Origin of the sequence: Streptomyces monomycini, assembly GCF_022271435.1 — a bacterium.
Classification (GTDB): domain Bacteria; phylum Actinomycetota; class Actinomycetes; order Streptomycetales; family Streptomycetaceae; genus Streptomyces; species Streptomyces monomycini.
Genome location: NZ_JAFIQY010000048.1, coordinates 42,218 through 63,639, shown reverse-complemented (window position 1 = coordinate 63,639; position 21,422 = coordinate 42,218). Strand labels below are relative to the sequence as shown.

Annotated in this window: 21 protein-coding genes; 2 read left to right on the top strand and 19 right to left on the bottom strand. The window is 67.8% G+C overall.

Annotation, left to right across the window (positions count from 1 at the left end; genetic code table 11):
- Positions 1 to 1,075 precede the first annotated feature (1,075 nt).
- From JXZ78_RS35075 to JXZ78_RS35020, 12 genes are all read right to left on the bottom strand, one after another.
- The gene (locus JXZ78_RS35075; RefSeq protein ID WP_030017698.1) at positions 1,076 to 1,558 is read right to left on the bottom strand and encodes a hypothetical protein; all 483 of its coding nucleotides are present in this window, start codon (positions 1,556 to 1,558) and stop codon (positions 1,076 to 1,078) included.
- Positions 1,555 to 2,997, bottom strand: coding sequence for a type IV secretory system conjugative DNA transfer family protein (locus tag JXZ78_RS35070; protein WP_030017699.1), 1,443 nt, complete (start codon positions 2,995 to 2,997; stop codon positions 1,555 to 1,557). Before JXZ78_RS35070 ends, JXZ78_RS35075 begins: the two co-directional genes overlap by 4 nt.
- A 39-nt stretch (positions 2,998 to 3,036) precedes the next feature.
- Positions 3,037 to 3,306 (bottom strand): hypothetical protein, encoded by a 270-nt coding sequence (locus tag JXZ78_RS35065; RefSeq protein ID WP_030017700.1) that lies wholly within the window; start codon positions 3,304 to 3,306, stop codon positions 3,037 to 3,039.
- A complete protein-coding gene (locus tag JXZ78_RS35060; protein ID WP_157851450.1) occupies positions 3,306 to 3,635 on the bottom strand; it encodes a DUF6238 family protein in 330 nt (109 codons plus the stop codon). Before JXZ78_RS35060 ends, JXZ78_RS35065 begins: the two co-directional genes overlap by 1 nt.
- A 49-nt stretch (positions 3,636 to 3,684) precedes the next feature.
- Entirely contained in the window at positions 3,685 to 5,121 is a 1,437-nt protein-coding gene (locus JXZ78_RS35055; RefSeq protein WP_030017703.1) for a putative type IV secretion/conjugal transfer ATPase, read from the bottom strand.
- Positions 5,118 to 6,644 (bottom strand): SCO6880 family protein, encoded by a 1,527-nt coding sequence (locus tag JXZ78_RS35050; protein WP_030017704.1) that lies wholly within the window; start codon positions 6,642 to 6,644, stop codon positions 5,118 to 5,120. The genes JXZ78_RS35055 and JXZ78_RS35050 overlap by 4 nt, the downstream gene beginning before the upstream one ends.
- Before the next feature lie 5 nt (positions 6,645 to 6,649).
- Positions 6,650 to 8,332, bottom strand: a complete 1,683-nt coding sequence (locus JXZ78_RS35045) for a hypothetical protein (RefSeq protein WP_238783581.1) — start codon at positions 8,330 to 8,332, stop codon at positions 6,650 to 6,652.
- Positions 8,313 to 9,644 carry a DUF8175 domain-containg protein gene (locus JXZ78_RS35040; RefSeq protein ID WP_208870097.1) on the bottom strand — a complete coding sequence of 444 codons (1,332 nt, stop codon included), beginning with the start codon at positions 9,642 to 9,644 and terminating at the stop codon, positions 8,313 to 8,315. Before JXZ78_RS35040 ends, JXZ78_RS35045 begins: the two co-directional genes overlap by 20 nt.
- Before the next feature lie 4 nt (positions 9,645 to 9,648).
- The gene (locus JXZ78_RS35035; RefSeq protein WP_030017707.1) at positions 9,649 to 9,996 is read right to left on the bottom strand and encodes a DUF8827 family protein; all 348 of its coding nucleotides are present in this window, start codon (positions 9,994 to 9,996) and stop codon (positions 9,649 to 9,651) included.
- Positions 9,997 to 10,043: 47 nt separating this feature from the next.
- Positions 10,044 to 11,024, bottom strand: coding sequence for a C40 family peptidase (locus JXZ78_RS35030; protein ID WP_030017708.1), 981 nt, complete (start codon positions 11,022 to 11,024; stop codon positions 10,044 to 10,046).
- 11 nt (positions 11,025 to 11,035) lie between these two features.
- Complete coding sequence (locus JXZ78_RS35025; protein ID WP_238783580.1) at positions 11,036 to 11,638, bottom strand: hypothetical protein; 603 nt, start codon at positions 11,636 to 11,638, stop codon at positions 11,036 to 11,038.
- A gap of 90 nt (positions 11,639 to 11,728) precedes the next feature.
- Positions 11,729 to 13,453 carry an MSCRAMM family protein gene (locus JXZ78_RS35020; protein ID WP_050502029.1) on the bottom strand — a complete coding sequence of 575 codons (1,725 nt, stop codon included), beginning with the start codon at positions 13,451 to 13,453 and terminating at the stop codon, positions 11,729 to 11,731.
- 934 nt (positions 13,454 to 14,387) lie between these two features.
- Between JXZ78_RS35020 and JXZ78_RS35015 the strand changes: the two genes are divergently transcribed.
- Both JXZ78_RS35015 and JXZ78_RS35010 read left to right on the top strand, forming a co-directional pair.
- Positions 14,388 to 15,086, top strand: coding sequence for an ANTAR domain-containing protein (locus tag JXZ78_RS35015; protein ID WP_063726016.1), 699 nt, complete (start codon positions 14,388 to 14,390; stop codon positions 15,084 to 15,086).
- A gap of 440 nt (positions 15,087 to 15,526) precedes the next feature.
- Entirely contained in the window at positions 15,527 to 15,916 is a 390-nt protein-coding gene (locus JXZ78_RS35010; protein ID WP_050502031.1) for an ANTAR domain-containing protein, read from the top strand.
- An 828-nt stretch (positions 15,917 to 16,744) separates the two neighbouring features.
- Here JXZ78_RS35010 and JXZ78_RS35005 read toward each other — a convergent pair.
- From JXZ78_RS35005 to JXZ78_RS34975, 7 genes are all read right to left on the bottom strand, one after another.
- Positions 16,745 to 17,809, bottom strand: a complete 1,065-nt coding sequence (locus tag JXZ78_RS35005) for a DUF2637 domain-containing protein (RefSeq protein WP_030017712.1) — start codon at positions 17,807 to 17,809, stop codon at positions 16,745 to 16,747.
- Between the two features lie 68 nt (positions 17,810 to 17,877).
- Positions 17,878 to 18,315 carry a DUF6195 family protein gene (locus tag JXZ78_RS35000; protein ID WP_050502033.1) on the bottom strand — a complete coding sequence of 146 codons (438 nt, stop codon included), beginning with the start codon at positions 18,313 to 18,315 and terminating at the stop codon, positions 17,878 to 17,880.
- Positions 18,315 to 18,668 carry a DUF4326 domain-containing protein gene (locus JXZ78_RS34995; RefSeq protein ID WP_078623951.1) on the bottom strand — a complete coding sequence of 118 codons (354 nt, stop codon included), beginning with the start codon at positions 18,666 to 18,668 and terminating at the stop codon, positions 18,315 to 18,317. The genes JXZ78_RS35000 and JXZ78_RS34995 overlap by 1 nt, the downstream gene beginning before the upstream one ends.
- On the bottom strand, positions 18,668 to 19,306 hold the full coding sequence (locus JXZ78_RS34990) for an ATP-binding protein (RefSeq protein ID WP_238783579.1): 639 nt from the start codon (positions 19,304 to 19,306) through the stop codon (positions 18,668 to 18,670). Before JXZ78_RS34990 ends, JXZ78_RS34995 begins: the two co-directional genes overlap by 1 nt.
- A gap of 83 nt (positions 19,307 to 19,389) precedes the next feature.
- On the bottom strand, positions 19,390 to 19,611 hold the full coding sequence (locus JXZ78_RS34985) for a hypothetical protein (RefSeq protein WP_238783578.1): 222 nt from the start codon (positions 19,609 to 19,611) through the stop codon (positions 19,390 to 19,392).
- A gap of 629 nt (positions 19,612 to 20,240) precedes the next feature.
- Positions 20,241 to 20,600: a hypothetical protein gene (locus tag JXZ78_RS34980; RefSeq protein ID WP_157851452.1), complete on the bottom strand. Its 360-nt coding sequence runs from the start codon at positions 20,598 to 20,600 to the stop codon at positions 20,241 to 20,243.
- Positions 20,601 to 20,649: 49 nt separating this feature from the next.
- Positions 20,650 to 21,261 (bottom strand): WhiB family transcriptional regulator, encoded by a 612-nt coding sequence (locus JXZ78_RS34975; RefSeq protein WP_167745378.1) that lies wholly within the window; start codon positions 21,259 to 21,261, stop codon positions 20,650 to 20,652.
- Positions 21,262 to 21,422: the final 161 nt, after the last annotated feature.

Genomic DNA, 21,422 nt, shown 5'->3' with positions numbered 1-21,422 from the left:
AAAGCACCAGCTCACCCCCGACGACGCCCTCGCCCGCCTGCGCGCCCACGCCTTCCGCCACAGCCAAACCCTCCTGCACACCGCCCAACACGTCCTCGACCACCACCGCCTCGACTGACCCCGCCGCTGGCGCCGGACGACTATCTCGGCCCCGGGAGGTTGTGCGGTAGGCCCATGGGTGTCGCCCGGTGTGCTTGGTGAAGAGGAAGAAGACGTAGCCGCGCACGGCGTATCGCGTGGTGACGGCTGACGGACCGCTTCAGCGAAGGGAGCCGACGCCAGTTCGCAGCGATATGGCCCTCGGCCTCGCGGACCAGGCGCCGCAGCAGGCCGGTGAGCTGGGTGAAGACGTCGTCCCGTTGCCACTTGGCGAGTGAAGTAGGCCCACCGGCGAGATCCCCGTGGCGGGTCCTTGTTCGACGGCCTAGACGGACAGACCCCCGAGGAAGCAGCACAAGCCATGTTCGCTGGCCTGTCCGACGGTCTGCCGGTACGACGCAGGGGCGCCGTGGACCAGGTGCAGATGAGACGCCGCAAGATCATCACCCACATCGTCGCCACCATGCCCCTCACCCTCCGGAAGACCAGCACGTTCCTCTACCGCGATCCACGGGCGGACGTGCGCGTCCTGACCATCGGGGCGGCAACGGCGGCCCTACCTGAGACGGCACGGACACGCGCGCTGCTCGGTCTCCAGAGTCCTGCCATCGGAGCGATGGTTCACGTAGAGGAAGGAGAGATCCAACGGCTTGAACCTGTGTTACCCGCCCAATCTGCACCCTGTTGTATCCGGTGCCGACACGATGCCGGGCTCACCACGGAGGGCGCTGTTATGCCAAAGGCACATCAGTCAGGTCTGCGATAACAAATCCGTGGTGTTGAAGCAGGGCTATCGCGTACACAGCATCTGCCTCCATGGTCCACCCGCGCGGAGGAACCATGGCGTGGTGCTGTGCATCCCACTCCCAACCGAGCTGATGAAGCAAGGACCTTGCCTCCAGCTGCTCCCACCCGCTCACCGCCACGACCCCGTGGGTTTGGCTCGGCTTGATGACCACATTCGGGTTGCGCCCCATCAGACTGCCTCCCCATTTGCAGGTTCTGAGGTCGGCCAAGCGGCGAGCTGGAAGCGGGCGGGACGCTCCTCATGGCGGCCGACGCGGCACTGCTCGCCGGCCTTGCCGAGAGCGATGTTCATGCGGGTCAGGAAGCGATCCCACTGCTCGTGCCACACCACGGCCGCACCCGCGTCCTGGTAGGCGTCGGTGCGGGCGAAGGCCAAGGCAGCTACCTCGTAGGCCAGCCCTTCGTGGCGGTGCCAGCAGGGAGGGATCACGTGCTGGGGCTGCCAGGCGTACGTACGGTTCAGCCACCGGCAGACCGGGTCGAGCCACTCGTTCAGCGAGTCGAGCAGGTCGGGCGGCAGGGCGCCGATGTCCCAGGGCGGCGGCCCGTCGGCCGAGGGCTCCTCGGCACTTCTCCCCGCCACGTAGGTGGCGAGGACGGCCGGCAGCTCCGGAAAGGGCTGGTAAGCGGCCAGGGGATTGGTGGTGCTCATGCTGCGGTGGCTTCCTGTCGTCGGGCCCAGGTGGCGGCGTGGGCGTCGGCCTGCCGTTCCCGCACGGCGGCCAGGCGAGTCCGTTCGGCTGCGTTGGCCTCCCGCAGCAACTGGACCCCCTCCTGAATCTGCGGCCAGGACTTCCAGTTCCACATGCCGTCGAGGTGAGTGATCACCGGGGGCAAGTTGTCGGCGAGGACGAGGGCCTCCCCTTCGCCGAGCGCTTTGATCTCGTCCGGCCGCAGGACGGGTTCAAGAGCCAGGTGCTTAGCAGTGGACACGCCTCCACGATCACCGCTGTTGGTGGTCTTGGTGGTCCGTACGCGCTCGACCTGACCGCAGAGGTCTGATTGGTCGCGGAGGAACTGCGGGTCCTTGGCGCCGCCGAAGATGACGACGTTGTTGGTGAAAGAGGCCAGCTCGGCCGCGGTGTCGGGGCCGAATCGGGCGACGGCGGATGCCCAGCCCTGGAGTCCGTAGATGACGGTGATGCCGCGTCCGCGTCCGTCGGCGACGCGCTGGCGCAGGCTGGGGATCGGTGCGATGTTGGGCGCCTCGTCCAGCGCGGCCAGGAGGGGAGGATCGAGCCGTCCGGCCGGAGCGGCGATCGCGTGTGCTTCCGCGATGTCGAGCAGGTCTTCCGTGACGGCCGTCGTCAGTGGAGCGACCGAGTTGACCTCCGAGTCCTTGCCGAGCAGGTAGATGGTGCCGCCGGCTTCGAGCAGGGCTTGTACGTCCGTGGGCTGGTCGGCCCCGCCGGTAAGAGCGTCGACGACCGTCTGGTGCGCGAGGGGTTCGAGCGCCGCGTCGATGGTGACGGCGGTGTTGCCGACGGTGCGCTCGTCGCCGCTGGTGGCGTTGAGGAGCATGTCTCCCCAGCCGGCGCCCGCACCGGGGTGGGCGCTCAGGATGCCGAGCGGGGCCGGATCGGAGAGCTTTCGTGCCCACCGGAGGAACTGATCAAGGCTCGCCCCGTCGAGCGCGGCCGCGTGCAGCAAGGCGGCCAGGACTTTGCTCGCCTGTCCTTTGTAGAAGGCGGAGCCTTCGGAGGACTGGGCGGCCGACCCGGGGGTGCGAGAGCCCGCGACCAGGGCCTTGGCCCTGGCCATCGCAGTTTCCGTGTCCGTCGCTCCGGTGATCGGGGACCATCGCAACTTCGGCAGGGACGGGGCGAGGCCCTGCGGGTCGAACGCCGCGATGGGACGGTCACCGAGACGGCGTGCGTCCAACGTCAGCTCGACCAGGTCCGGCTTGGTGGAGGTGGCGAAGACCGGACCCACCCACTGGCGGATGACGGGCGCGAAGAATCTCAGCGTTTTGCCCGACCCCATCGGGCCGATCACCCGGGTTGCCTTGTCGGCTCTGGACCACAGGTCAACGCCCTTCGGGCGACGGGAGGTCCCCAGCGAATAGCCGAAGTCGTGGGGGTGGTGGCGCATGGAGGTACTCCGAAGAACGGGGAGCTGTCAGTGGGGTGGTCAGGACTCGTCGTGGGGCGTCTGCTTGGACAGGTTCACCGCCCCGACAGGGCGTGAGGCCGGGAGCGCATCGCGGGTGAGCGAGGGGCGGACTTCGGTCGCCTTGACGACGGACTTCGCCGAGAGATGGCGCTTGAGCTGGCTCTTGGCAGCGAACCCCGCATTGCGGCGGCTGCGGCTTGAGGAGATCGACAGGGAGAGGAGAACGACGCCGAAAACGACGGTGAGGCCGTACAGGGGAAGCGACAGTCCACTGGGGAAGAGATCCATCAAGCGGCCTTCCGGGCAGCTCGCGCTGCCAGGTAGCGCATCCGGCGCGCGCACAGCCGGGCGAGCGGGGCGGCCGGGCCCGCGGCGCGGGGCGGGGACGTGTGGAAGGCGGCGTGCAGTTCTTCTGCGCCGCGCCAGACGTGCTGCACGGCGGCCCGCGCCCGGCCGCCGGCCGCGTGGGAGCCATTGCGGTCCAGGGCCTGAGCCAGGTGGGCCGCCCGCTTCGCCATTTCGAGAAATTCTTCATGCAGGGCATCGATCTCCGCGCGTGCGGATCGTGCGGTGGGGGAAGCGGCGTTGTGGCGGTGGTCAAGGGAAACGACACTCATGGCAAACTCCAGCGGGACATCGGGCAGGGGATGAAGGGCGGATAGTGCTTCATTCCGTGTCCGGAGCGGCCGAGGAGAGATCGGTCATCGAGCCCGAGGAGAAACACAGGTGCTGCTCTGTCTCGGTCAGCAGGTGCTGAACGCCGGGATAGATGACCTCGCCGACCTTCCACAGGGCGACGCCCCTGCGTAGCCGCATGATGTGCTCCGCTGTCCACGCGGGAAGGCCGAGCCTGGCGACAGTGTCTTCTGCCTCGGACTTCTTCATCGAGTAGATGATGATCGTGTCCGCCATCTTCAGGGCCGCCTGCGTTTCCGCAGAGTCATCGATGTCCGACAAATGGTGGACGATGAAAATGCACGAAAGCCCGTAACCACGAGCGAACTTGAGAAATTTCTCAAGCAAGCTCGCGAGCTGTGGCGTGCCGAGAATGTGCCATGCCTCCTCGCACACCAAAATCCTCTTGCGCTGCGTGTACCGGCGGCAGCCGGTTGAGGCATTGGCGCCCAGTTCCCAGGCACCGGAGGAAGCATCGACGGTGACCCGCTCGTGCTGCGTGGGCTCGGTGCCGCACTCACACAGGGGACGCAACCACACCTCTTCCAGGAAGACCGAGATCACCGCGACCAAGATGGTCATGGCGACACCACCGGACGGCACCTTGGTCAGGTCGAAGACCACCATGTCGGCGTCCAGGTCGATGCTCAGGCTGGTGGGCCCGTCCAGCATTCCGATCAAGTCGCCCGTGCTGTCCTGATCGCTGCCGCACAGCCGGTCCAACACGTAGGACGCCTCCAGGCCATCGGCCAGCAGCTCGTCACCGGTGCGCTGCTTGGCCTGTGCGTCGGTCTCCTCCGGAGCCCGCAGCGCCGCTGCAACATCCGCCAGGACGGGTGGCCGGCCTTCCTCACCGGCGCGATGGTGGGCCCGGCGGATCGCGATGCGCAGAGCAGATCCGGCGAACTCGTCCAACTTCCTGCCCAGCCCCAGTTCCACGATGGTGCGGACCAGTTCGACCTGACGCTTTCCTGCGATCGCCGGATCCATGGGATTGATGCACGAGGAACCCCGACCGCCCCCTGGGGCGAACTTCACGGGTGCGTGGCCGGTCAGGGACCGGCCCAGCGCGGCCCACTCGCCCTCTTCCCGTTCCTTCTGCTCCTTCGTGTCGAGCACGACCACCTTCCGGCCCAGCCGGATCTGGCGCGCGGTGTACGTCTTGGTCAGAGCGCTCTTTCCACGGCCCGTGTCCCCCATGACGATCATGTTGCCGCCAGGCAGGCCGTCACCGAAGGCCGAGAAGGGGCAGTAGATGAATGCCTTCCCGGAGTAGAGCTCCCGGCCGATGACCGCCCCGGCGGTGCCGAGGGTCGGCGGGGCGATCGGGAGGTAGAGAGCCTGGCTGGTGTTGGTCTCCGTGTAGAGCGGACGACGCACCGTCTGGTGCAGGGGGGTCAGGGGTGCGAGGTCGAGCAGGTCAGTCACTTGATGCCTCCGGCGAAGGGGAGCGTGGTGGCGATCGCCCGGGCGTGCTCCAGGTCCAGCCACTCGATGCGCAGGTGCGCGTTGCGGGCGCGCGAAGCGGTGGTGCGCTTGACGCGCTCCAGCTCCTCCGGGCTGCGCGATGAGACGGTGATGTAGCCGACGACCGCGGACCCGGCGGCCCCGGAGGCGGCGAGCGCCATACCGCGGGAGCCTGTGGCGTTGGCGGCGATCAGGTCCCTGGGGTCGATGTTCTTCCCGCGCTGGCGGTCCCGGTGCATCTCCGCCTGGTTGTTCGTGTCCTCGCTCAGCATCCGCTCGACGGCCTTGTCGTTGGGCTCCAGGTCCTGGGTGATCGCCACGGTGCGGATGACGTCAGGCATGCCGATCAGCAAGGGGGAGAGGAAGTCGGGGCCTACCGGGGTGGTGGGCCATGCGACGACGGCGGCGGTCGCGTGGCACCACGTCTCGGTCGATCCGGCGGCGCGCGTGGCCACGTGATCGCCGGTCCGGACGTCCACGTTGCGGGGGAAGGCGTGGGCCTGCGGCAGCCCGGTGTCCCAGATGGGGTGGTCCGGGTCGTAGCTGTTACGGACCAAGGCCGTCAGCCGCCCCTCGTCCAGGGGTGCGATGACCGACAGGTCCGCGTCCTCGCAGCGCGCCCACAGCTCTTCCATGTAGGCGGCCATGGCCGCGGCCACGCCTTCGTCACCGGTTCCCCGGGCGGCACCGTCGGCCGCCAGGTCGCGCGTGAACTTCGCGTGCGCGGTGATGTAGTAACGGTGCTCCTCCGCGGAGGTGGAGACGGCGTTGGCCAGCGTGTCGTACGACTCGCGCAGCCACTGCGGCGCCGATGCGGTCGCCCGCGACTCGTCGCGCTGTTTGATGAACCGCTGGTGCGCTTGCGGATCGGACTTCAACTGCCTGGCCAGTACCTGGATGCGCTTGACCGGGTGTTCCTCCGTGTTGCCGAAGGCATCGAGCAGCTCGCCCCACCGCTCCAGGGCCACGATCTGTTCGCCGACCTCCTTGCCGCCGAGCCCGGGAGAGGCCACCTCCAGCGTCGCGGTGACGCAGCGGGACTCCGGCTGGAGGACCACGACAGCTTGCTGGCCGCGTACGGTCACCGGCATCCACGTCATCCCGGCTACGCCTTCCGGTTCGGTGAGCGCCGCATCGGGAGGGGTGCCGTCCGCTCGGACTCCGGCCTCGACAGCCGGGGACACCCACACGCCGCCGGTCCGTTGCAGCGCCTTGCGGTGGTACCTCTTGATGCGCCACCAGCGGTAGAGCGTGCGTCGGTGCATTGTGCCCTTGGGCCGGTACGGCGCGTAGACGACCAGGACCGCCAGGACGATTGGAACGACCAGGCCCAGCCCGGCCGCCACCGGAACGCTCTGCAGAGTGAACCCGCAGATGAGGCCCGCGGCAGCGCCGCCCGCCAGGACGACCTGTTCGCCCAGGTCACGGCGGCCGACAAGCCCCGTGGGCCGGTGCTTGCCGAACTGATAGGTACGAGAAGACATAGGGATCACTGGTCCTTGCCGGAGGCGGGCTTCGGGGAGCCCGCCGGGCCACCGGACGACTGCGACGGTGGCGTGGGAATCGTGGAGGGACCGGCGCCGGAGGCGGTGCCGGAGGTGGACGCCGGGGGAGCGCCCGTACTCGCGGGTGAGGCGGAGGCGGTGCCCGTGCTCGGTGACGGGGGCGGCGGGGCCTGCGTTGGCGTGGGAGACGGCCCCCGGCTGACGACCGGGTCGGACATCGCACCGCGGGAGCGCGCCGCCGCAGGTGCGCCGGCGCCTTCGGTACCGGGGCCGTCACCCTGGGAGGCACCCGCACCACCGGACGCCGCGTCGAGGCCCTGCGCGCCTGGGGAACTGGCGGCACGGTTCTTCGTCACATCGACACCGGCCTTCGCAGCCGCCGCCGCAACACCGACCGGTCCACCAGCGGCAGCTGCTCCGCCACCGGCAGCTGCTCCGCCTCCTGCGGCGCCCGAGCCGGCCGCTGCCTTCGCGCTGGCCGTTCCGGCCTGGCTGCCGACTGTCGAGGAGTCCGCGGCCTTCCCGCTGGCGGCGCGGGCCGCTCCCCCGCCGCCGGAGGACTTGCCGCCACCGACCAGCGAGTCCTGGACGTGCGTCGACATCGCCCGGTTGGCGTGCTGAGCGGGACCGTCCACTGCGGAAGCAGGCCCCGCGGAGCTGGCTGCCTTACGGTCGTGGTGAATCTGTGCCATCTCATCGCCGAAGGCCGGAACCCACTTGTAGATGGTCGCCGAGGCGAAGACGGCCAGCAGCAGGATCAGTGCGCCGACCAGGATCTTCGAGACGGCATCGCTCATGCCTCCCGAGGCGTCGCTGAGGATGGCCCCGCCCAGGCCGAGCAGGGCGAATAGGACCGGTTTGCTGATGCCGAGTGCGAACAGCGCGCCGACCCACTTCTTGCTCTTGCCCCACAGGTCCCGGTCCACCAGGCCCGCGTTGACCACGGGCCCGAGGGCAACGCCCACGTAGATCGCTGCACTGCGGATCAGCAGCTCCACCCACATCAGCAGGGCGCCGAACAGCATGATCAGGTTGACGACGATGAGCTGGAACACCCCGTCGTGGGGGTTGGCCGCCATGACCTTGAGCATGGTGGCGAGGAACGGTTTGAAGTTGTCGGTCGCATACGGCTCGAAGATCGCCGTTACCTCGTCGATGGCCTTGATCAGCAACGCGACGGTGCCGGGCGCCAAAGCGTTGACGACGAACTGAAGGACGAGGAAGCCGACTGCCTCTGATACCGCCGTGGTCACCGAGACGCCGCGCGCTGCCCGCTTCGCGACAGCGATGAGCCACAGCGCCGCCGTGATCAGCGTGCTCGCCGCGAAGATGATCGCGTACTGCTTCAGGAAGCCCGGCGACGTCAGGTCGATCTTCGACGTGTTCTCGATCAACTCCAGCATCTTCCGCAGGAACCACAGATTCGCTTCAGTGATCTTCTGGAGCAGGAAGCCCAGGGGGTCGGAGACGAAGTCGACGGCGGCCTTGGCCTCACACACCATCGGGATGTAGCAGAAGGGATTGGCGACCGCCGAGGGCACGAAGAGGAACCCGAGGGTGACGTTGACCCACAGGATGGTGTGCAGCCGGCGCCCCAAGCTCTTCCTCGGGCCGGAGCGGTCGAAGGTGACGAGGCCAGGGGCGTCGTCACGCAAACGAAGGCGCATCAGAGACACCTCCCATATCGGCGAAGCTCGTGGCCGGAGACGCCTGTTCTGCGGCAGGTGGCGAGGGGACCAGGGGCTCCCCCGGAGATACCGCGGTCGTCTTCCACGTGCCGTCGACCCAGGCCAAATCGACAGTCATGCGAAGGAACCCGACCTGGGGATGCTGGGATTCGTCTTTCCCGGCGATGCCGCCGACGGACGCGGTCCACATCTCGACGCTCGCGGCTTGGGAGGTGTGCGTCAGGGTGCGTGCCGCCAGCACAGCGGTCCGGGTCACAAGCCGCCCGCCGTCTACGGTGCGGCCGTCCCCGCCGATTTGGCGGTTCTCCATGACGAGCTGCGCGGTGGAGTCCGCATCGTGCGTGACGGCCTTCAACGTGCGCGGTGCGGTCATCCCGCGGAGCATCCGGTGCCGCCAGTCGGCATCAGTGAAGAACCGCGGGTCACCCTGCACCATCGCGGCGTTGGCGGCGGCTGCACGGGCCCCGGCCTCGTCATGCGTGTAGGGGCCCGGGACGCCGTCGTTCGTAGCGCCGCTGAGAACCGGGTCGGCGGCTTCGCCGGGAACATACTGGGCGAAGTCGTTGGCGGTGTTGGTGGCCTGCTGGCTGGAGAGCGGTGCGACCAGGCCGCGGCCTGTGGAAAAGCTGGCCGCCTTCCAGTCGCCTGCATCCCAGACGAGGTTGACCGTCACAGACCGAAACGCTGCGTGGGGCGGGGAGTTACCCGCTGTGTTGCCACGGACCGTGGTTGTCCACAGTCGGATCGTCGCGTTGTGGATATTGAAGGCCAGAGTATGAGCCGAGAAGACCCCTGTACGGGCGATCACGTCCTTGCCGACCACCTTCTTGGAGTCGCCCCGCAGGTCCTTCGCCGCTTGGGCGGCGGCCTGGTTCGCTTCTTCCCCGGCCGGCCGTTTCACCTCGGCGGTACTCATCGCAGCGGTGGCCCGCTGCCGCGCGGTCGGGTTCGTCAGGAAGGCCGCGCTACCGCGGACCGTCGCGAAATTGCTGGCGGCTGCCTTCGCGCCGGCCTCGGTGCGGGAGTAGCCGACGGGGACGCCATCGAGGGTCCGCTTGCCCTTGGGCTGGCCGCCCTCTGCGTGATCGGTGGTGGACGGGGAGGCAGACGCTGACCCCGGGGAGTGCGGGGAACCGCCGGAGATGACGCTGACGGCCAGCCCGGCCGTGGTGACGGCGGCAACGAGACCGACTCCAATGCCCCACTTCTTGGCCTTGGTCGGCCCATGAGGAGGGGCGTGGCCGCCGCGCCCGGCGGCTTCGCGCCACTTGGTACGGGAGCGCTGAGTCATCGGTTCACACACCCATGCCGTAAACGATCGTGAAGAGCGTGCCGAACGAGGCGACGAGAAAGACGATCACGCCGCCACCGACCATCTGGCCCTTGCCGCGGGAGGTGTCCACGGTCGAGTGGCCGTCGCCCACCCAGCCCTTCGACTTCGCGAGCCCGACGAAGAAGGTGGCGGCACCGGCCGCCAGGACGAGTGCGGCCAGCACGCCGAGCATCACCTTGGCTGTGCCGCCCAGCTTGCTGAACGGGCCCCAGTCCGGCTTGACCCCGCTGACGACATCGGCTCCGGCGGCGAGGGTGGTGAGGTGCTGGTGCAGGGCGGGGTCGGACGCTGCCGAGATCAGGTGGTGCATGGGTCTTCCTTTTGGTTGTGCAGATGAAAGTGGGTGGAAGTGAGGCGTCAACCGACGTGCCGCATCGCGACGATCTGATGGGTCCACCAGCTCATCGGTTTGATACGGACCTGGGCGCCGGTGTGAGGCGCCCCGATGACCTGGCCATCACCGATGAACATGCCGACGTGTTCGGGGTGGCTGGCTGAGCCGCCAGAGAACAGCAGGTCACCGGGCTGGAGTTGGGAGATGCTGGCGACGGGCTTGCCCATGTGGACCTGGTCGTAGGTGACGCGCGGCAGGTTCACACCGGCCGCGGCCCACGCCATCTTGGTCAGCGAGGAGCAGTCGCACCCGTTCTGGCCGGTGTACGGGGCGACGCAGTCGCCACCCCACCGGTACCAGGTGCCCAGCGCGGTCTTGGCGGCAGCGATGGCCCGGGCAGCACCCTTGCCCGCGGGCAGCGGAGTGGGACTCGGGGCCGCCGCCCACTTCTCGGCGAGGTCCCGGATCTTCTTCACGTAGGCGCGGGTTTCCGCGTACGGCGGCACACCGTGGTACTTGATCACCGCGCCCCCGCCCGCGTTGTACGCCGCCAACATGTTGTCGGTGCTGTCGCCGGGGACGTTCTTGACTTCCTTGGCCAGGACGCAGTCGTAGTGGGCCTGGGCGGCGATGGCGTCCTCGGCGTCGAACACGTCCTTCTTGCCGTCGCCGTTGCCGTCCTTGCCGTACTGCGCCCAGGTGCCGGGCATGAACTGGGCGATGCCCAAGGCGCCCACCGGCGACTTCGCCTTCGGATTGAACCCGGACTCGCTGTAGAGCTGGGCGGCAAGCAGCGACTCGGTGACCTGCGGGCATTCACCCGCAGCCTTCTTGATGATCGGGCGGACCCATGCGGGCACCGGCGAGTCTGCCGTCAGCCCGGCTCCAGGGCCGGTCTCCGTCGCCGAGGCTTTGTTGGCGCCGCCGAACGTCAGCAGGAGGATGAGGCCACCGAGGCTGAAACACAGCAGCAGGGCACCGCAGGCGTATGCGATCTTCTTCACGGCTACCCCCGTCAGGCCCAGGGCAGGGCGGTGACACGCCAGCCGTCGGAGGTGTTCTCCAGCCGGAGGGCCAGCTGGTCGCTGCTCTTCCGCGCGGGACCGGAGACGGGTGTGGTGCCGAGCGTGTAGGCGACGCGGACCAGCGCGGTGCCCGGCGTCGCCGCCGGGGCGCCGTCCGGAACCCGGACCGACGTGATCTCGACGGTCGTACGTGCCTGTTCGTCCCGCAGGGCTGCCCACGGGGCGTCCTGGCTGGGACGTTTCTGCGCCAGGATGTCGACCAACTGGCCGGAGGCGTACTTGGCGGCCCGGACGCCGGCGTCGGAGTAGGAGCGGTCATGGCCGTCGCGGGCGTCGTGCTGGGCGTACGCCGTGGTGAAGGCCCGTGCCACGGTGGCCGCAGCGGCGGGCACCTCGCTGCCGGTGGCCGCGCTGGGGGAGGAAGAACGGGGGCCGGAGGTTTCGGTGCCCCCGGCAGAGACCACTGCGGGGCGGGAGCCGTCCGGGGAGGGGCTGGCGGACTGTGTGCTGCCGCAACCGGTGGCGCAGACGGTCAGCATCGCGGCGGCCCCCACAAGGGTGGAAATGCGTACATAGCGGGCGCGTGAAGGCATGAGGGAACCTGAACCTCGGGCAGGAAGCGAAGGGCGGGTGTTGCGACCCCTGTGAGCGGGGCCGCAACACCCGGGGCAGGAGCTGGGGACTTACTCCTGCGGGCTGTTACCGGCGTTGGCCGGGCTCTGCATGCGTCGGCGGGCAGCCCATACCGCGCCGCCGCCGAGGGCGAGCAGTGCCGCCGCGCTACCGAGGGCCCAGGGCGTCATGTCAGCGCCGGTGTGGGCCAGGGAGCCGTGCTTGTCCGGGGTGTCCGGCGGAGTGCCGTGGTCCTTCGGAGCAGGCGGCGGGGTGGTCTCCGGCGTCGGGGGTGTGGAGGGCGGCGGTGTGGGCGTCTTGCTGTCCTGCGCCCGCACCACGACCTCGCTGTCGGCCCGAGCGGTGAAGGAGATCGGCCGGGAGAGCGTGTCGTAGCCGCCCGGAGCCTTGGTCTCGGTCAGCAGGTACTCGGTGCCGGCCTCCACCGCGGCGTCCAGCTTGAGCGGCTTGGACTTACCGTCGGCCCCCGTCGTCCCGGACGCCACCTTCGTACCGGCGACCTTCTTCCCCGACGCGTCGATCTTCACAGTCGAGACGTCGAAACCCATGCCGCCCAGAGCCTTGCCGGTCTCCTTGTCGGTCTTGAGCACGCGCATCGTCGCGGGGATCGGGTCATCCGCCAGCGTCACGTTCACCTCCTGCCCCGGCTTCGCGGTGAACGGCTTCGGCGTCGCGTCGAGCTGGTAGTGCTTCGGAGCCGTCGTCTCCCTGGCCCAGTACCGGGCACCGTCCTTGACCGACATGCCGAGCTTGGCGCGGGCCGTACCGTCGGCGCCCGTGGTCAGCTCAGTGATCTTTTTGCCCGGCCGGTGCTGGCCTGCTGAGTCCACGCTGTCCGCGTCGATCTCGATCATGCCGTGTGCGAGTGGCTTGCCCGTGGACTTGTCGATCTTCTTGAGGACCAGCTCTGCGTCGCGGAAGGGATCAACGAGATTCACCGGGTGCGCCGTTGCGCTCTGCCCAGCAGTGATCAGCACGTCCTGGTCCGGGATCAGCGCATGGATGCTGTCGCCCGTCGAGGTCTCGTGCAGCCGGTATTTGCCGGGCCGCAGTCCTTCGAAGACGAGGACTCCGTCATGGTTGGTCTTGCCCTTCGCCACCTCCTTGCCGGTGGCCGGGTCGAGGAGCTGGAAGCGGACACCCGCCAGATGCGTGCCCTCCGGGTCCTGTTTGTTGATCTGCACGCCGCCCGTGGCTGGCCTGACCGTCACGGCCGCAGAGTCCTGGGCCGTAGCCGTGTCCCCGGCCAGCAGCATCCGCTGTGCGTGGGAGTCGTGAGGCAGCAGCGTCTTGAGCTGAGAACCAGGCAGCCCGGCGGCCGTCGCGGTCACCGTGGCCTTCCCAGCCTCGGCGGGAGAGAACTGCCACTGCGCACGGCCGTCACTGCCGGTGGTCACCCTGCCGTGGGCCGAGCCCGCGCTGACGTCGACCGCGACGCCCGGCACCTTCTGCCCGGACAGCTTCGCGGTGACGTCCAGGGCGACCGTGACCTTCTGCCCGGCCGTGGTCTGCTGTACCGACGGCCGGACGTGCAGCTCGTACGGGCCCGCGTACCGCCGCGCCTGGCTGAGATAGCGCTGAGCCAGCGGGCGAGTCCCGGCCGACACGTTGGAGTAGGACAGCCGCTGCTTGCCCCGGGCGCCGTTGAGTCCGTACTTCCCTCCGGCGAGCAGCTCGTAGGTAGCCGCGTCGACGGCCGCCGCCTGCTCATCGGAATGAGTCTGCCCGTACCGACCGATCACGTACGACGCGTAGGCGACATTCGCGTCCGGCACCTGCTGGCCGGTCTCAGATGAAATCCAGTGATTGACCGTCTTCGGCGCACCGTACCCACCGGCCGAATCGGGCCCCCGACGTTCCGGATCAGCACAATACGTTTCCCTGTCTCCCGACACACGCATTCCGGGAGGACCGTAAGCCCCGATATGGCTGGCAGCGGCGTGACTGTCAGAGTCTGGAATCTGGTACCCCGGACCATACCGGTCAGCGGCTATCGCCGTCGGGGACCAGGCCAGTGTCCCGACCACGCCGGCAGCGACAGCGACGGCGGCCAGCCGGGACGGGGGAGGTATGCGTGAACGCATGGAAGTTGTGCTCCTGCGGACGGAGGCCACTCCTTCGGAGGGCCTTCGGTAACGGGAGCCGGTCTTCGTATACGGAACCGACCCCCCCTTGCTAAGGATTCCTCGCGGAAACCCTGCACAGCGCACTGGAAGCTCCGCTTCCCTGCTGCTGCGAGCACGTGCGGCAAACTGACCGGACTAGGGCCCGCCCACTACTGCCGCTCTGCTTCATATCAAGGCGCATCAACTCCCTTTCTGGTCCGAGCGGCTCTGGGGTTGCCTGGTCCGAACGGCCGCGGGCCGCCTTTTGGCGTTGGCCGCACAAAAAGCCTGGCAGGGGGCGGCGGGGATTTCTAACGCCCAAGAATTGATGGAACTTTCTTCCTTGAATCATTTTCCGCATTAGCTGTCGGCGCGGTGGCTCAGTGGCCCGCAGCCAGAGGTCACGATGCCTTCTCGCGTACGTCGATCGCGGGCCAGGTTGGAGACCAACCCAGCCCCTGATGCGTCGGGCAGTACGACAATCCCTGATTGTGCAAAGGCACGTGCGGAAGACGGTGCGTGCGGCGATACTAGGCGGTGCGGAGTCTAGAGGGCTGCGGAGCAGTGCAGGAGTTGGAGCATGTCCGAGCTCAGGAGTCCGATCATGCCTGACGACGCCTTCCGGGACGTGCGCAAGCAGTTACAGACCGGCGGCCCGGGGCCCTCGGCCCGGTGGTGTGCGCGGTGCGCGGCGCTGCTGGGCCTGGATGGGGCTGCGATCTCCCTGTGCGCCAGCCTTGCGGAACTGATGTGGTTCAGCGACGAGGTGAGCGCCCGTCTGGAGGACCTGCAGTTCACTCTGGGCCAGGGGCCTACGGTGGAGGCCGCCGAGTGCGGTGCCCTGTGCCTGGTCGCCGATGTGGCCGGGGAGTACGGCGGCCGGTGGCCGCAGTTCGCCGCCGGGGCCGAGGCGCTGGGAGTGCGGGCCGTCTTCGCGTTCCCCCTGAGCCTAGGGCCCTTGACCGTGGGCGCGTTGACCTTTTACCGGCGCAGTGCCCACGCGATGGGGCGGCACGTGGTTGATGATGCGCTGGTGCTGTGCGATGCCCTGACCGTGTTCTTGCTCAGCCGCTCCGACGGCCACAAGCCCCCGGCACTCCGGCTCGCGCGGTCGGTCGAGCTGCATCGTGCCGAGGTCCACCAGGCCACCGGCATGCTCAGTGTGCAGCTCCAGGTGAGCGCGTCCGAGGCCCTGTTACGGCTGCGAGCTCACGCCTATAGCGCCGGCCGCCCGATCACCGAGGTCGCCCACGACATCCTGGCCCGGCGGCTGACCCTGGCCGAACACCCGCACAGCCCCTGACCGCCCGCGATGACATGTTCCTGTTCCGCATGAGACAGCAGATGGGAGGAATACGAAACCATGGACCGCGAACGCCTGGTGGTCGAGACCTTCGTGGAACTCGCCGATACTTTCGTCGACGACTTCGACGTCATCGACTTCCTTCAGCACCTGTGTAACCGCTGTGAACAGCTGCTGGACGTCTCCGCGGCCGCCGTGCTGCTTGCCCCGCCCGGCCAGCCGCTGTACCCGATCGCCCCCTGCACCCCCACACCCGGTCTTTCCCACCTGCTGGATGCCGTCGTGGAAGACGCCCCGCCGCCTGCTGCAACGACACCACCGCCCAGCTCGCCCTCGACCTGCACCACACCTCGCACCCCTGGCCGGCTCTCGCCGCCCAAGCCCGGGCGGCCGGCTACCGCTTCGCCGACCTCCTGCCGCTGCGCCTGCGCCGTCAGAGCATGGGCTGCCTGCTGCTCCTGCGCACCCAGCCGGCCCCCGCATCCGGCCCGGACGTGCGCCTGGCTCAGGCCCTGGCGGACGCCGCCACCATCGGTCTCATCCACGCCCAGACCCTCACCGACGAACGCACCACCAGCGCCCAGCTGCGCACCGCCCTGCACAGCCGCATCACCATCGAACAGGCCAAAGGTGCCCTCGCCCAGCGCCTGGACCTCACCACCGACGACGCTTTCGATCTGATGCGCCGCTACGCCCGCCACCGCAGCGAGCGCCTGACCACCGTCGCCCGTCAGGTCGTCGACGAACGCCTCGTGCCTGTCCTGCCACCCCCTAGTGCCAACGGTCCTGACCTCCGACGAGCACGACGCGGAGAAAGCGACCCGACCTGAACATGCCGGTCATGAGAACAACGGCTATCACGGTGAGGTGGATCGGTCACTGATGACCGATCCACCTCACCGTGATAGCCACCGTTTAACCGTCATATCGAAGATCTAGCGATCCAGGCCCGAGCACCCGAGCAGATTGTCCAAGGCGACAACGAGCCATGGCACGGCTGTCCCAGTCAGAAGCAGGGGAGCGCAGGTACTGTAGGACAGCTCCACCTGCTCTCGGTCGGGAACCGGCGCTGCCCCTGTCAGTAGAACGTGGTCGAATGGTAGCCACTCAGCTCCGAACGGTATCGGGCGCAGGCGGAAGCCTTGCGAGGTCAGCACGACGCGAGCGGCGGTGTGTTCGCGCCACCGTTCTTGAGCGTCGATCTCCGCGTCCCGGCGCCGGCGGGCCTCCAACCGTCGGTTGCCCACCCACCGGCGACCGAACGTGGGGTGATCTTCGAAGTAGCCAGCCCGGCCCTGCGGGTAGACCACTTCCGTTCCGTAGAAGCGAGCCGTTCCGCACGTAACGTCCGCATGGGCGACCTCGCCTGGGTCCAGCGACAGGCTGGGGGCCTGCACCGACGGCAGGCAGGCACCGGAGCGAAGAGCAGCCGCCAATTCGTCAGCCGCCCGCTTCCCTGAGATGAGAGCCTGCTCGTCGGTCTCGCGGCGCTTGCGCCACCTCATAAACCAGTGGTCCCTTTCCGTCCTGAGTGTCTGTTCGCGTGTCTTCCGTACGGAGGTACACGGTCCTTCACTCTCGCTCATCACCTCCGCAGGGCCGCCGTGCCGGGGCACCCCAGCAACGGCAGCCCTGCCCGCGTCACTGATCCGTCCTGATCACCACAGGGCGGAGACCGGAGTCTTCGGAGCGGAGTGCTTCTCGTCCGGCTTGGTCCGGAGGATGGTCAGCAACTCTCCGAGACGCTCGTTGCTGATCGCCTGGTGGTCCCGGACTGCGCTGGCGACCACGGTGCGGCTGATCCGCCCGGCCTTCTCAACGGCTTCGCGGGCGATGGGGAGCAGCTCCTCCAGCTCCTCGTCGACGGCCTCTCGGCCCGCTGGTCCGCTGCGGTCCGGGAACAGCCCGTCCAGTGAGCCTGGCGCCGGCGTGTCCCGCCCTTCGGATCCTGTGATGTCCGATGAGTCGTCCGTTGACGTGTCAGGCCCGTCCTCGGCGGGGCCCGCGATCGGCGAGGACAGACCGCCGTGCATCTCGCCAGTTCCCGGCTGGTGATTGGAGGCCGCCGAGGGCCTCGCTCCTGTGGTCGCGGGACGTTTCTGCGAGGGCGTATCGGATGCTTCGGCTGTCTGCTCCGGAGCACCCGCTGTTGGTCCGTCTTCTGCCACAAGTGGCCGGTCCGCCGCCCCTGCCGACATGTCGGTGGGGGCAGGCGACGAGTCCGCGATGCGACGTGCGTCGTCCGCCGAGGCGCCGGTCGGGGAGCTGTCCGGGACCGGTCCGGTAGCGGCCGGGGCCTGGTCCCGGACGGGTGACTCAGCGGTCCGCGTCATCAGGATGAACAGGTGGACCGCCCCGGCCAGGGCGAGCGGTGCCAGGGTGGACAGGACGCCCACCACCGAGTCTCCGAGGCGCAATGCGGACGGTCCGGACAGCGGACCGTGGTTCAGCGTGATCGCGTGAAGGGCGTTGGCCCAGAGGCTGGCTCCGGTGGCTGCGGAGAACAGGACCCAGGCGTACAGACGAGCGCCGAAGTCGCGATTTCGCAGCAGGACCAGGGCGCGGACACCGTAGGCGATGAACCCGTCCACGAAGACGGGGAAGAGGTAAGACAGCTGTTCTCTGGCGTGGATCGCGACTGCCACTTGTCGCAGAGCATCGTACGAGAAGGCGAACCCGGCAGCGCCCAGGAGACAGATGGCGGCAACGTCCCAGACGGTCATGTGGCCGAACCGTTTGTGTGCCCGGCGGCTTTGGGCAGTGGACGCCGTGGCGGCTATATGCGTCTCGGTCACCCGAACACGCCCCCCTCGTGGCTTCCGGCCTGCGGGGTGACCGACGGCCACAAGCGGGTCCGCGCAAGCAGCAGGCCCAGGTGCTCGATGGACGCCACTGCGTCTGTGCGCTGGCTGGAGCACGACAGACAGGCCGTGTGCAGCGTCAACACCTCGTCGCCCTCCTCGCCCCGGTGGTAGTGCAGTGCGAAGCGCTCTTCCGCGGCGGCGCCCAGCGGCGCGATGGCCTGGAGCTGGGTGTCATTGGGGAGGACGCCGACCGGTTCCCACGGCAGGCTCGCGGCATCCTCGCCGAGCACCTGACGGGAGTACGCCGAGGCAGCCTTGACGCACCAGTTCTCCCAAGAACGACAGGCAAGCTCCTGTGCCTGCTGGCGCCTGCGTTCTTCCACCGACAGCCGCCTGGCCGCAGCGAACGTGATCGGGTGAAGCATCAGGAAGGTCCTTCCGAAGAACACAGGCCGCGGTTGAAGAAGTGACGCGCTGGCATGGGGTTGGCGAGCTGGAGAAGGAAGTCGGCGTGGCAGGGAGCGCCCAGGGGACAGGTGCACACCAGGTCCCGGCCGTGCAGCGTTCGGGCGAACGTTCGGGCGTAGCGCCGGCCGACCGGTCCCGTGAAGATCGCTTCGTACAGGTCGACGGCTTCCTGAGCGGTCATGGGGCCGCCGGATACCGGGCTCGGGTCGCCGGCGCGGAACGGGTTCCCGTACAGTCCCCGGCCGACGAAGACGGCTCGGCCCGGAGCGGGGGACCGTCTGACGGACGCACCGCAGTAGCGGGCTGGCATCACGCCACCCCCGCGCGGCGGAGATCTTCGCCCACCATGGGGACCACGGTCACCATCTGGGCAAGTCGGCTGGCGATCCTGTCCCCGACGAAGTCGGTCAGGTCGGGGCCGTTGTCGTCCCGGGCCGGCAGGTTGGAGGTAAGGACCGTCGGGAGGCAGTGGTTGTACCGGTAGTTGATCATCCTGTACGTGATCTCCTCTACCCATTCGGACGTCTTGGCCGTCCCGAAGTCGTCCACGAGCAGGAGACGGGCCCTCGACAGCCGGTGCAGTTGCCTCTCTGAGCTGCCGACGACCTCTGAAGGCCGCAGGCTTCCGTACATGTCTGCGCTGTTCGTACCGATCAGCTCGTACGTGGACGGGCCGGACGCCGCGATGCGCTTCAGCGCTCCGTACGCTTGGTGTGTTTTCCCGGTGCCCGTCGGCCCGGTCAGCAAGAGCGCACCGGCGGTCGACGGGTCCTCGATCACATCGTCCGCCCACGCCGTGACCGCCGGGACAGTGGCCACAGCACGCCGGAAGCGGGGCGGGGTAGCAGTCTCCCAGCGCTTCAGAGCAGCCTCCGCACGAGCGCGCCGGTGCCAGTGGGCATCCCCCGGGCCTTCGGACGCATCCGAGGACATCTCCGCGTCGGGCACCAGTCGTACCTTTCGCCTTTCGATGATCTGTTCCAGCCGGGCTACGGCGCCGGTACCGGCTACGCGTTGTGGTGCAGGCACGATCAGAATCCGTTCTCGTACGCGGCGGGCTGGGACGGATTGCGGTACGGCTGCCATCCGGCCGCACGCCGGAGCGGCACGACTTTGCCCGCCGAAGTGGGGGGAGTCTGCGAGGGCAGATCAGCCCAGATGCGCAGCAGGTAGCGGGCGGACTGAGGCGGACGATCCGCGTCCCAGCGGCGCGCAATGATCTCGACCAGCCTGGGCGCACCCCATCGGGCCACGAGAGCTGTTACCCGGGCCCACTCCGCCTCTGAAAGGCGCCAGCCCACGATCATGCCGCTGCGTTCCAGGGCAGCTACTAGTTCCCTCGCGGATTCCGGTACATCGACTTCGCCCTTCGTCGGCGCAGGGCCCGGCTTAGGAGCTTGCTGGCTTTTGGTGGTGGTAATACTCCCGTAGGGAGTATTACCACCACGCGTGTGCGAGGAAGAAACTTCCGCCTTGAGCGCTTCAGAGTTCTTACTCTCAGCCTCAGAGTTCCCACTTCGGGAAAGATCTTCAGTGAAGATTGTTCCCCCTTCGCTCACGGGGTGCATCAGAGTTCCGTTTTCCGTGGTGCCGGAGCCGGCCGCTTGGGAGGTGCCAGGGCCAAGCAGGGAGATCGAGTAGCAGTTGGGGTTGTCTACGCCCCCGCCACGCTCGTAAGAGATTTCTCCCAGCGCTGCGAGGTCAACGAGGCACTTGCTGATGGCTCGCGGGGTTAGCCGGGTAAGATCAGCGATCTCCCGTACGGGTAGCTTTGCCAGCCCGGAGTCGTCCGCCACGTATGCGAGGGCGAGCAAGACCAGGCGCGCGCCGTTCCGGGATCGAGAGGACCGCCATACTTCGTCGGTTACCGTTGGCATCGATTTCAACCGCCCAATCTCGCTACAAAGCGGCTGTCCACCAAACCGAAGGTTTGGTCATCTTCCGGGACAAAACCGAGTCTCGCGGGATCGGGTGTCAGATATAGCGACGCGGTGCCTACATGGAAGTCGTGCGGGTCGCGCCAGTCAGCCGACGGGAAGTGCGTCCGTATGAGTCGAGATACTTCCTGACCGGTTTCGCGGTCGGTGAGCAGTGAATAAAAATCGCACCCGTACAGGCGTGTAATGGTCTCCGCTGTCCCGTAGGTGGGCACGATACGTATAAGTGCTGCGGAGGGTGCCAACGACAAAATGCGGTCACGCAGGGATGCGCGTGAAAGGTTGGCCGGGACGTTCTTCTGCATGGTTCGGCCCTGTAGATATGACGGCAAGAAGCCGTAGCGGAGCGACGCGTTAAGCGGCAATGAAATGGGAACTATCTGTAGCTCTCGAAGAAAATTGCCGCTTACGCTCATCCCGAATGAGCTGCATGAGATAGGAGTACTTGATTCCCATGGCGCGGGCTGCATGTTTGCGGCTGAGGCTAGGATCGTTCGACAATTTCGTGACGATCTCGCGCTCCTCCGCGTCGGTCAGGGCAACAGTGCTTCCACGGAGAGCGGCTGAGACCCTATCTCCGTCAACGTGGTTATTCCATGCGTGGTGTAGTTCTGTGCGCTCCGACGCCAAGAGCCCCGCGCGGATGCCGTAATCAGCATCCAGTTCCAATGCTTCAAGTAGGCAACGTGCCGCTACAGGAGTCGGGCAGTGGGAACAGAAAAGAAGCGGACGAATCAGTTCACCTTTTCGTGCTCCACGGACGACATCGGGGCTCTTGCCGGGCGCGTCACCCTGCGGGAAGAACAGCTCGGTCTCTTCGTCGGCACAAGCTGCCTGCTCGGCCCACTCCTTGCTGTGCGTGTCCCCCGCAGCATTAAGCAAAGGAGACCACTCTCCGTTGCGTGCCGCCTCCACGATGGCGTCTATCTCAGCGAGCATCGTGTATTCGCCCCCGCTCACCTGCATTGCGCGGTTCCTGCTCATGGCCGACGTAGCGCGCATACACCAAGTACTCGCCATCAACGGTGCGGGAAGCGGCTTCGAAAGAACCTGCCGGGCGGAAGGCAGCAAGCAGCCCGCGATTTATCTGATATGCGGCCGTAGCTGCGTGAGCCCTCTTATCGCGT

What these genes read in the sequence shown, in the direction of transcription:
- JXZ78_RS34980 (WP_157851452.1), bottom strand. Translation starts at nt 20,600, where the DNA reads ATGCAGAAGAACGTCCCGGCCAACCTTTCACGCGCATCCCTGCGTGAC.
- JXZ78_RS35015 (WP_063726016.1), top strand. Translation starts at nt 14,388, where the DNA reads ATGCCTGACGACGCCTTCCGGGACGTGCGCAAGCAGTTACAGACCGGC.
- JXZ78_RS35045 (WP_238783581.1), bottom strand. Translation starts at nt 8,332, where the DNA reads ATGCGCCTTCGTTTGCGTGACGACGCCCCTGGCCTCGTCACCTTCGAC.
- JXZ78_RS35075 (WP_030017698.1), bottom strand. Translation starts at nt 1,558, where the DNA reads ATGAGCACCACCAATCCCCTGGCCGCTTACCAGCCCTTTCCGGAGCTG.
- JXZ78_RS35060 (WP_157851450.1), bottom strand. Translation starts at nt 3,635, where the DNA reads ATGAGTGTCGTTTCCCTTGACCACCGCCACAACGCCGCTTCCCCCACC.
- JXZ78_RS35035 (WP_030017707.1), bottom strand. Translation starts at nt 9,996, where the DNA reads ATGCACCACCTGATCTCGGCAGCGTCCGACCCCGCCCTGCACCAGCAC.
- JXZ78_RS35025 (WP_238783580.1), bottom strand. Translation starts at nt 11,638, where the DNA reads ATGCCTTCACGCGCCCGCTATGTACGCATTTCCACCCTTGTGGGGGCC.
- JXZ78_RS35065 (WP_030017700.1), bottom strand. Translation starts at nt 3,306, where the DNA reads ATGGATCTCTTCCCCAGTGGACTGTCGCTTCCCCTGTACGGCCTCACC.
- JXZ78_RS35040 (WP_208870097.1), bottom strand. Translation starts at nt 9,644, where the DNA reads ATGACTCAGCGCTCCCGTACCAAGTGGCGCGAAGCCGCCGGGCGCGGC.
- JXZ78_RS35070 (WP_030017699.1), bottom strand. Translation starts at nt 2,997, where the DNA reads ATGCGCCACCACCCCCACGACTTCGGCTATTCGCTGGGGACCTCCCGT.
- JXZ78_RS35005 (WP_030017712.1), bottom strand. Translation starts at nt 17,809, where the DNA reads ATGACCGTCTGGGACGTTGCCGCCATCTGTCTCCTGGGCGCTGCCGGG.
- JXZ78_RS34975 (WP_167745378.1), bottom strand. Translation starts at nt 21,261, where the DNA reads ATGCAGGTGAGCGGGGGCGAATACACGATGCTCGCTGAGATAGACGCC.
- JXZ78_RS35050 (WP_030017704.1), bottom strand. Translation starts at nt 6,644, where the DNA reads ATGTCTTCTCGTACCTATCAGTTCGGCAAGCACCGGCCCACGGGGCTT.
- JXZ78_RS34995 (WP_078623951.1), bottom strand. Translation starts at nt 18,668, where the DNA reads ATGCCAGCCCGCTACTGCGGTGCGTCCGTCAGACGGTCCCCCGCTCCG.
- JXZ78_RS35010 (WP_050502031.1), top strand. Translation starts at nt 15,527, where the DNA reads ATGGGCTGCCTGCTGCTCCTGCGCACCCAGCCGGCCCCCGCATCCGGC.
- JXZ78_RS35000 (WP_050502033.1), bottom strand. Translation starts at nt 18,315, where the DNA reads ATGCTTCACCCGATCACGTTCGCTGCGGCCAGGCGGCTGTCGGTGGAA.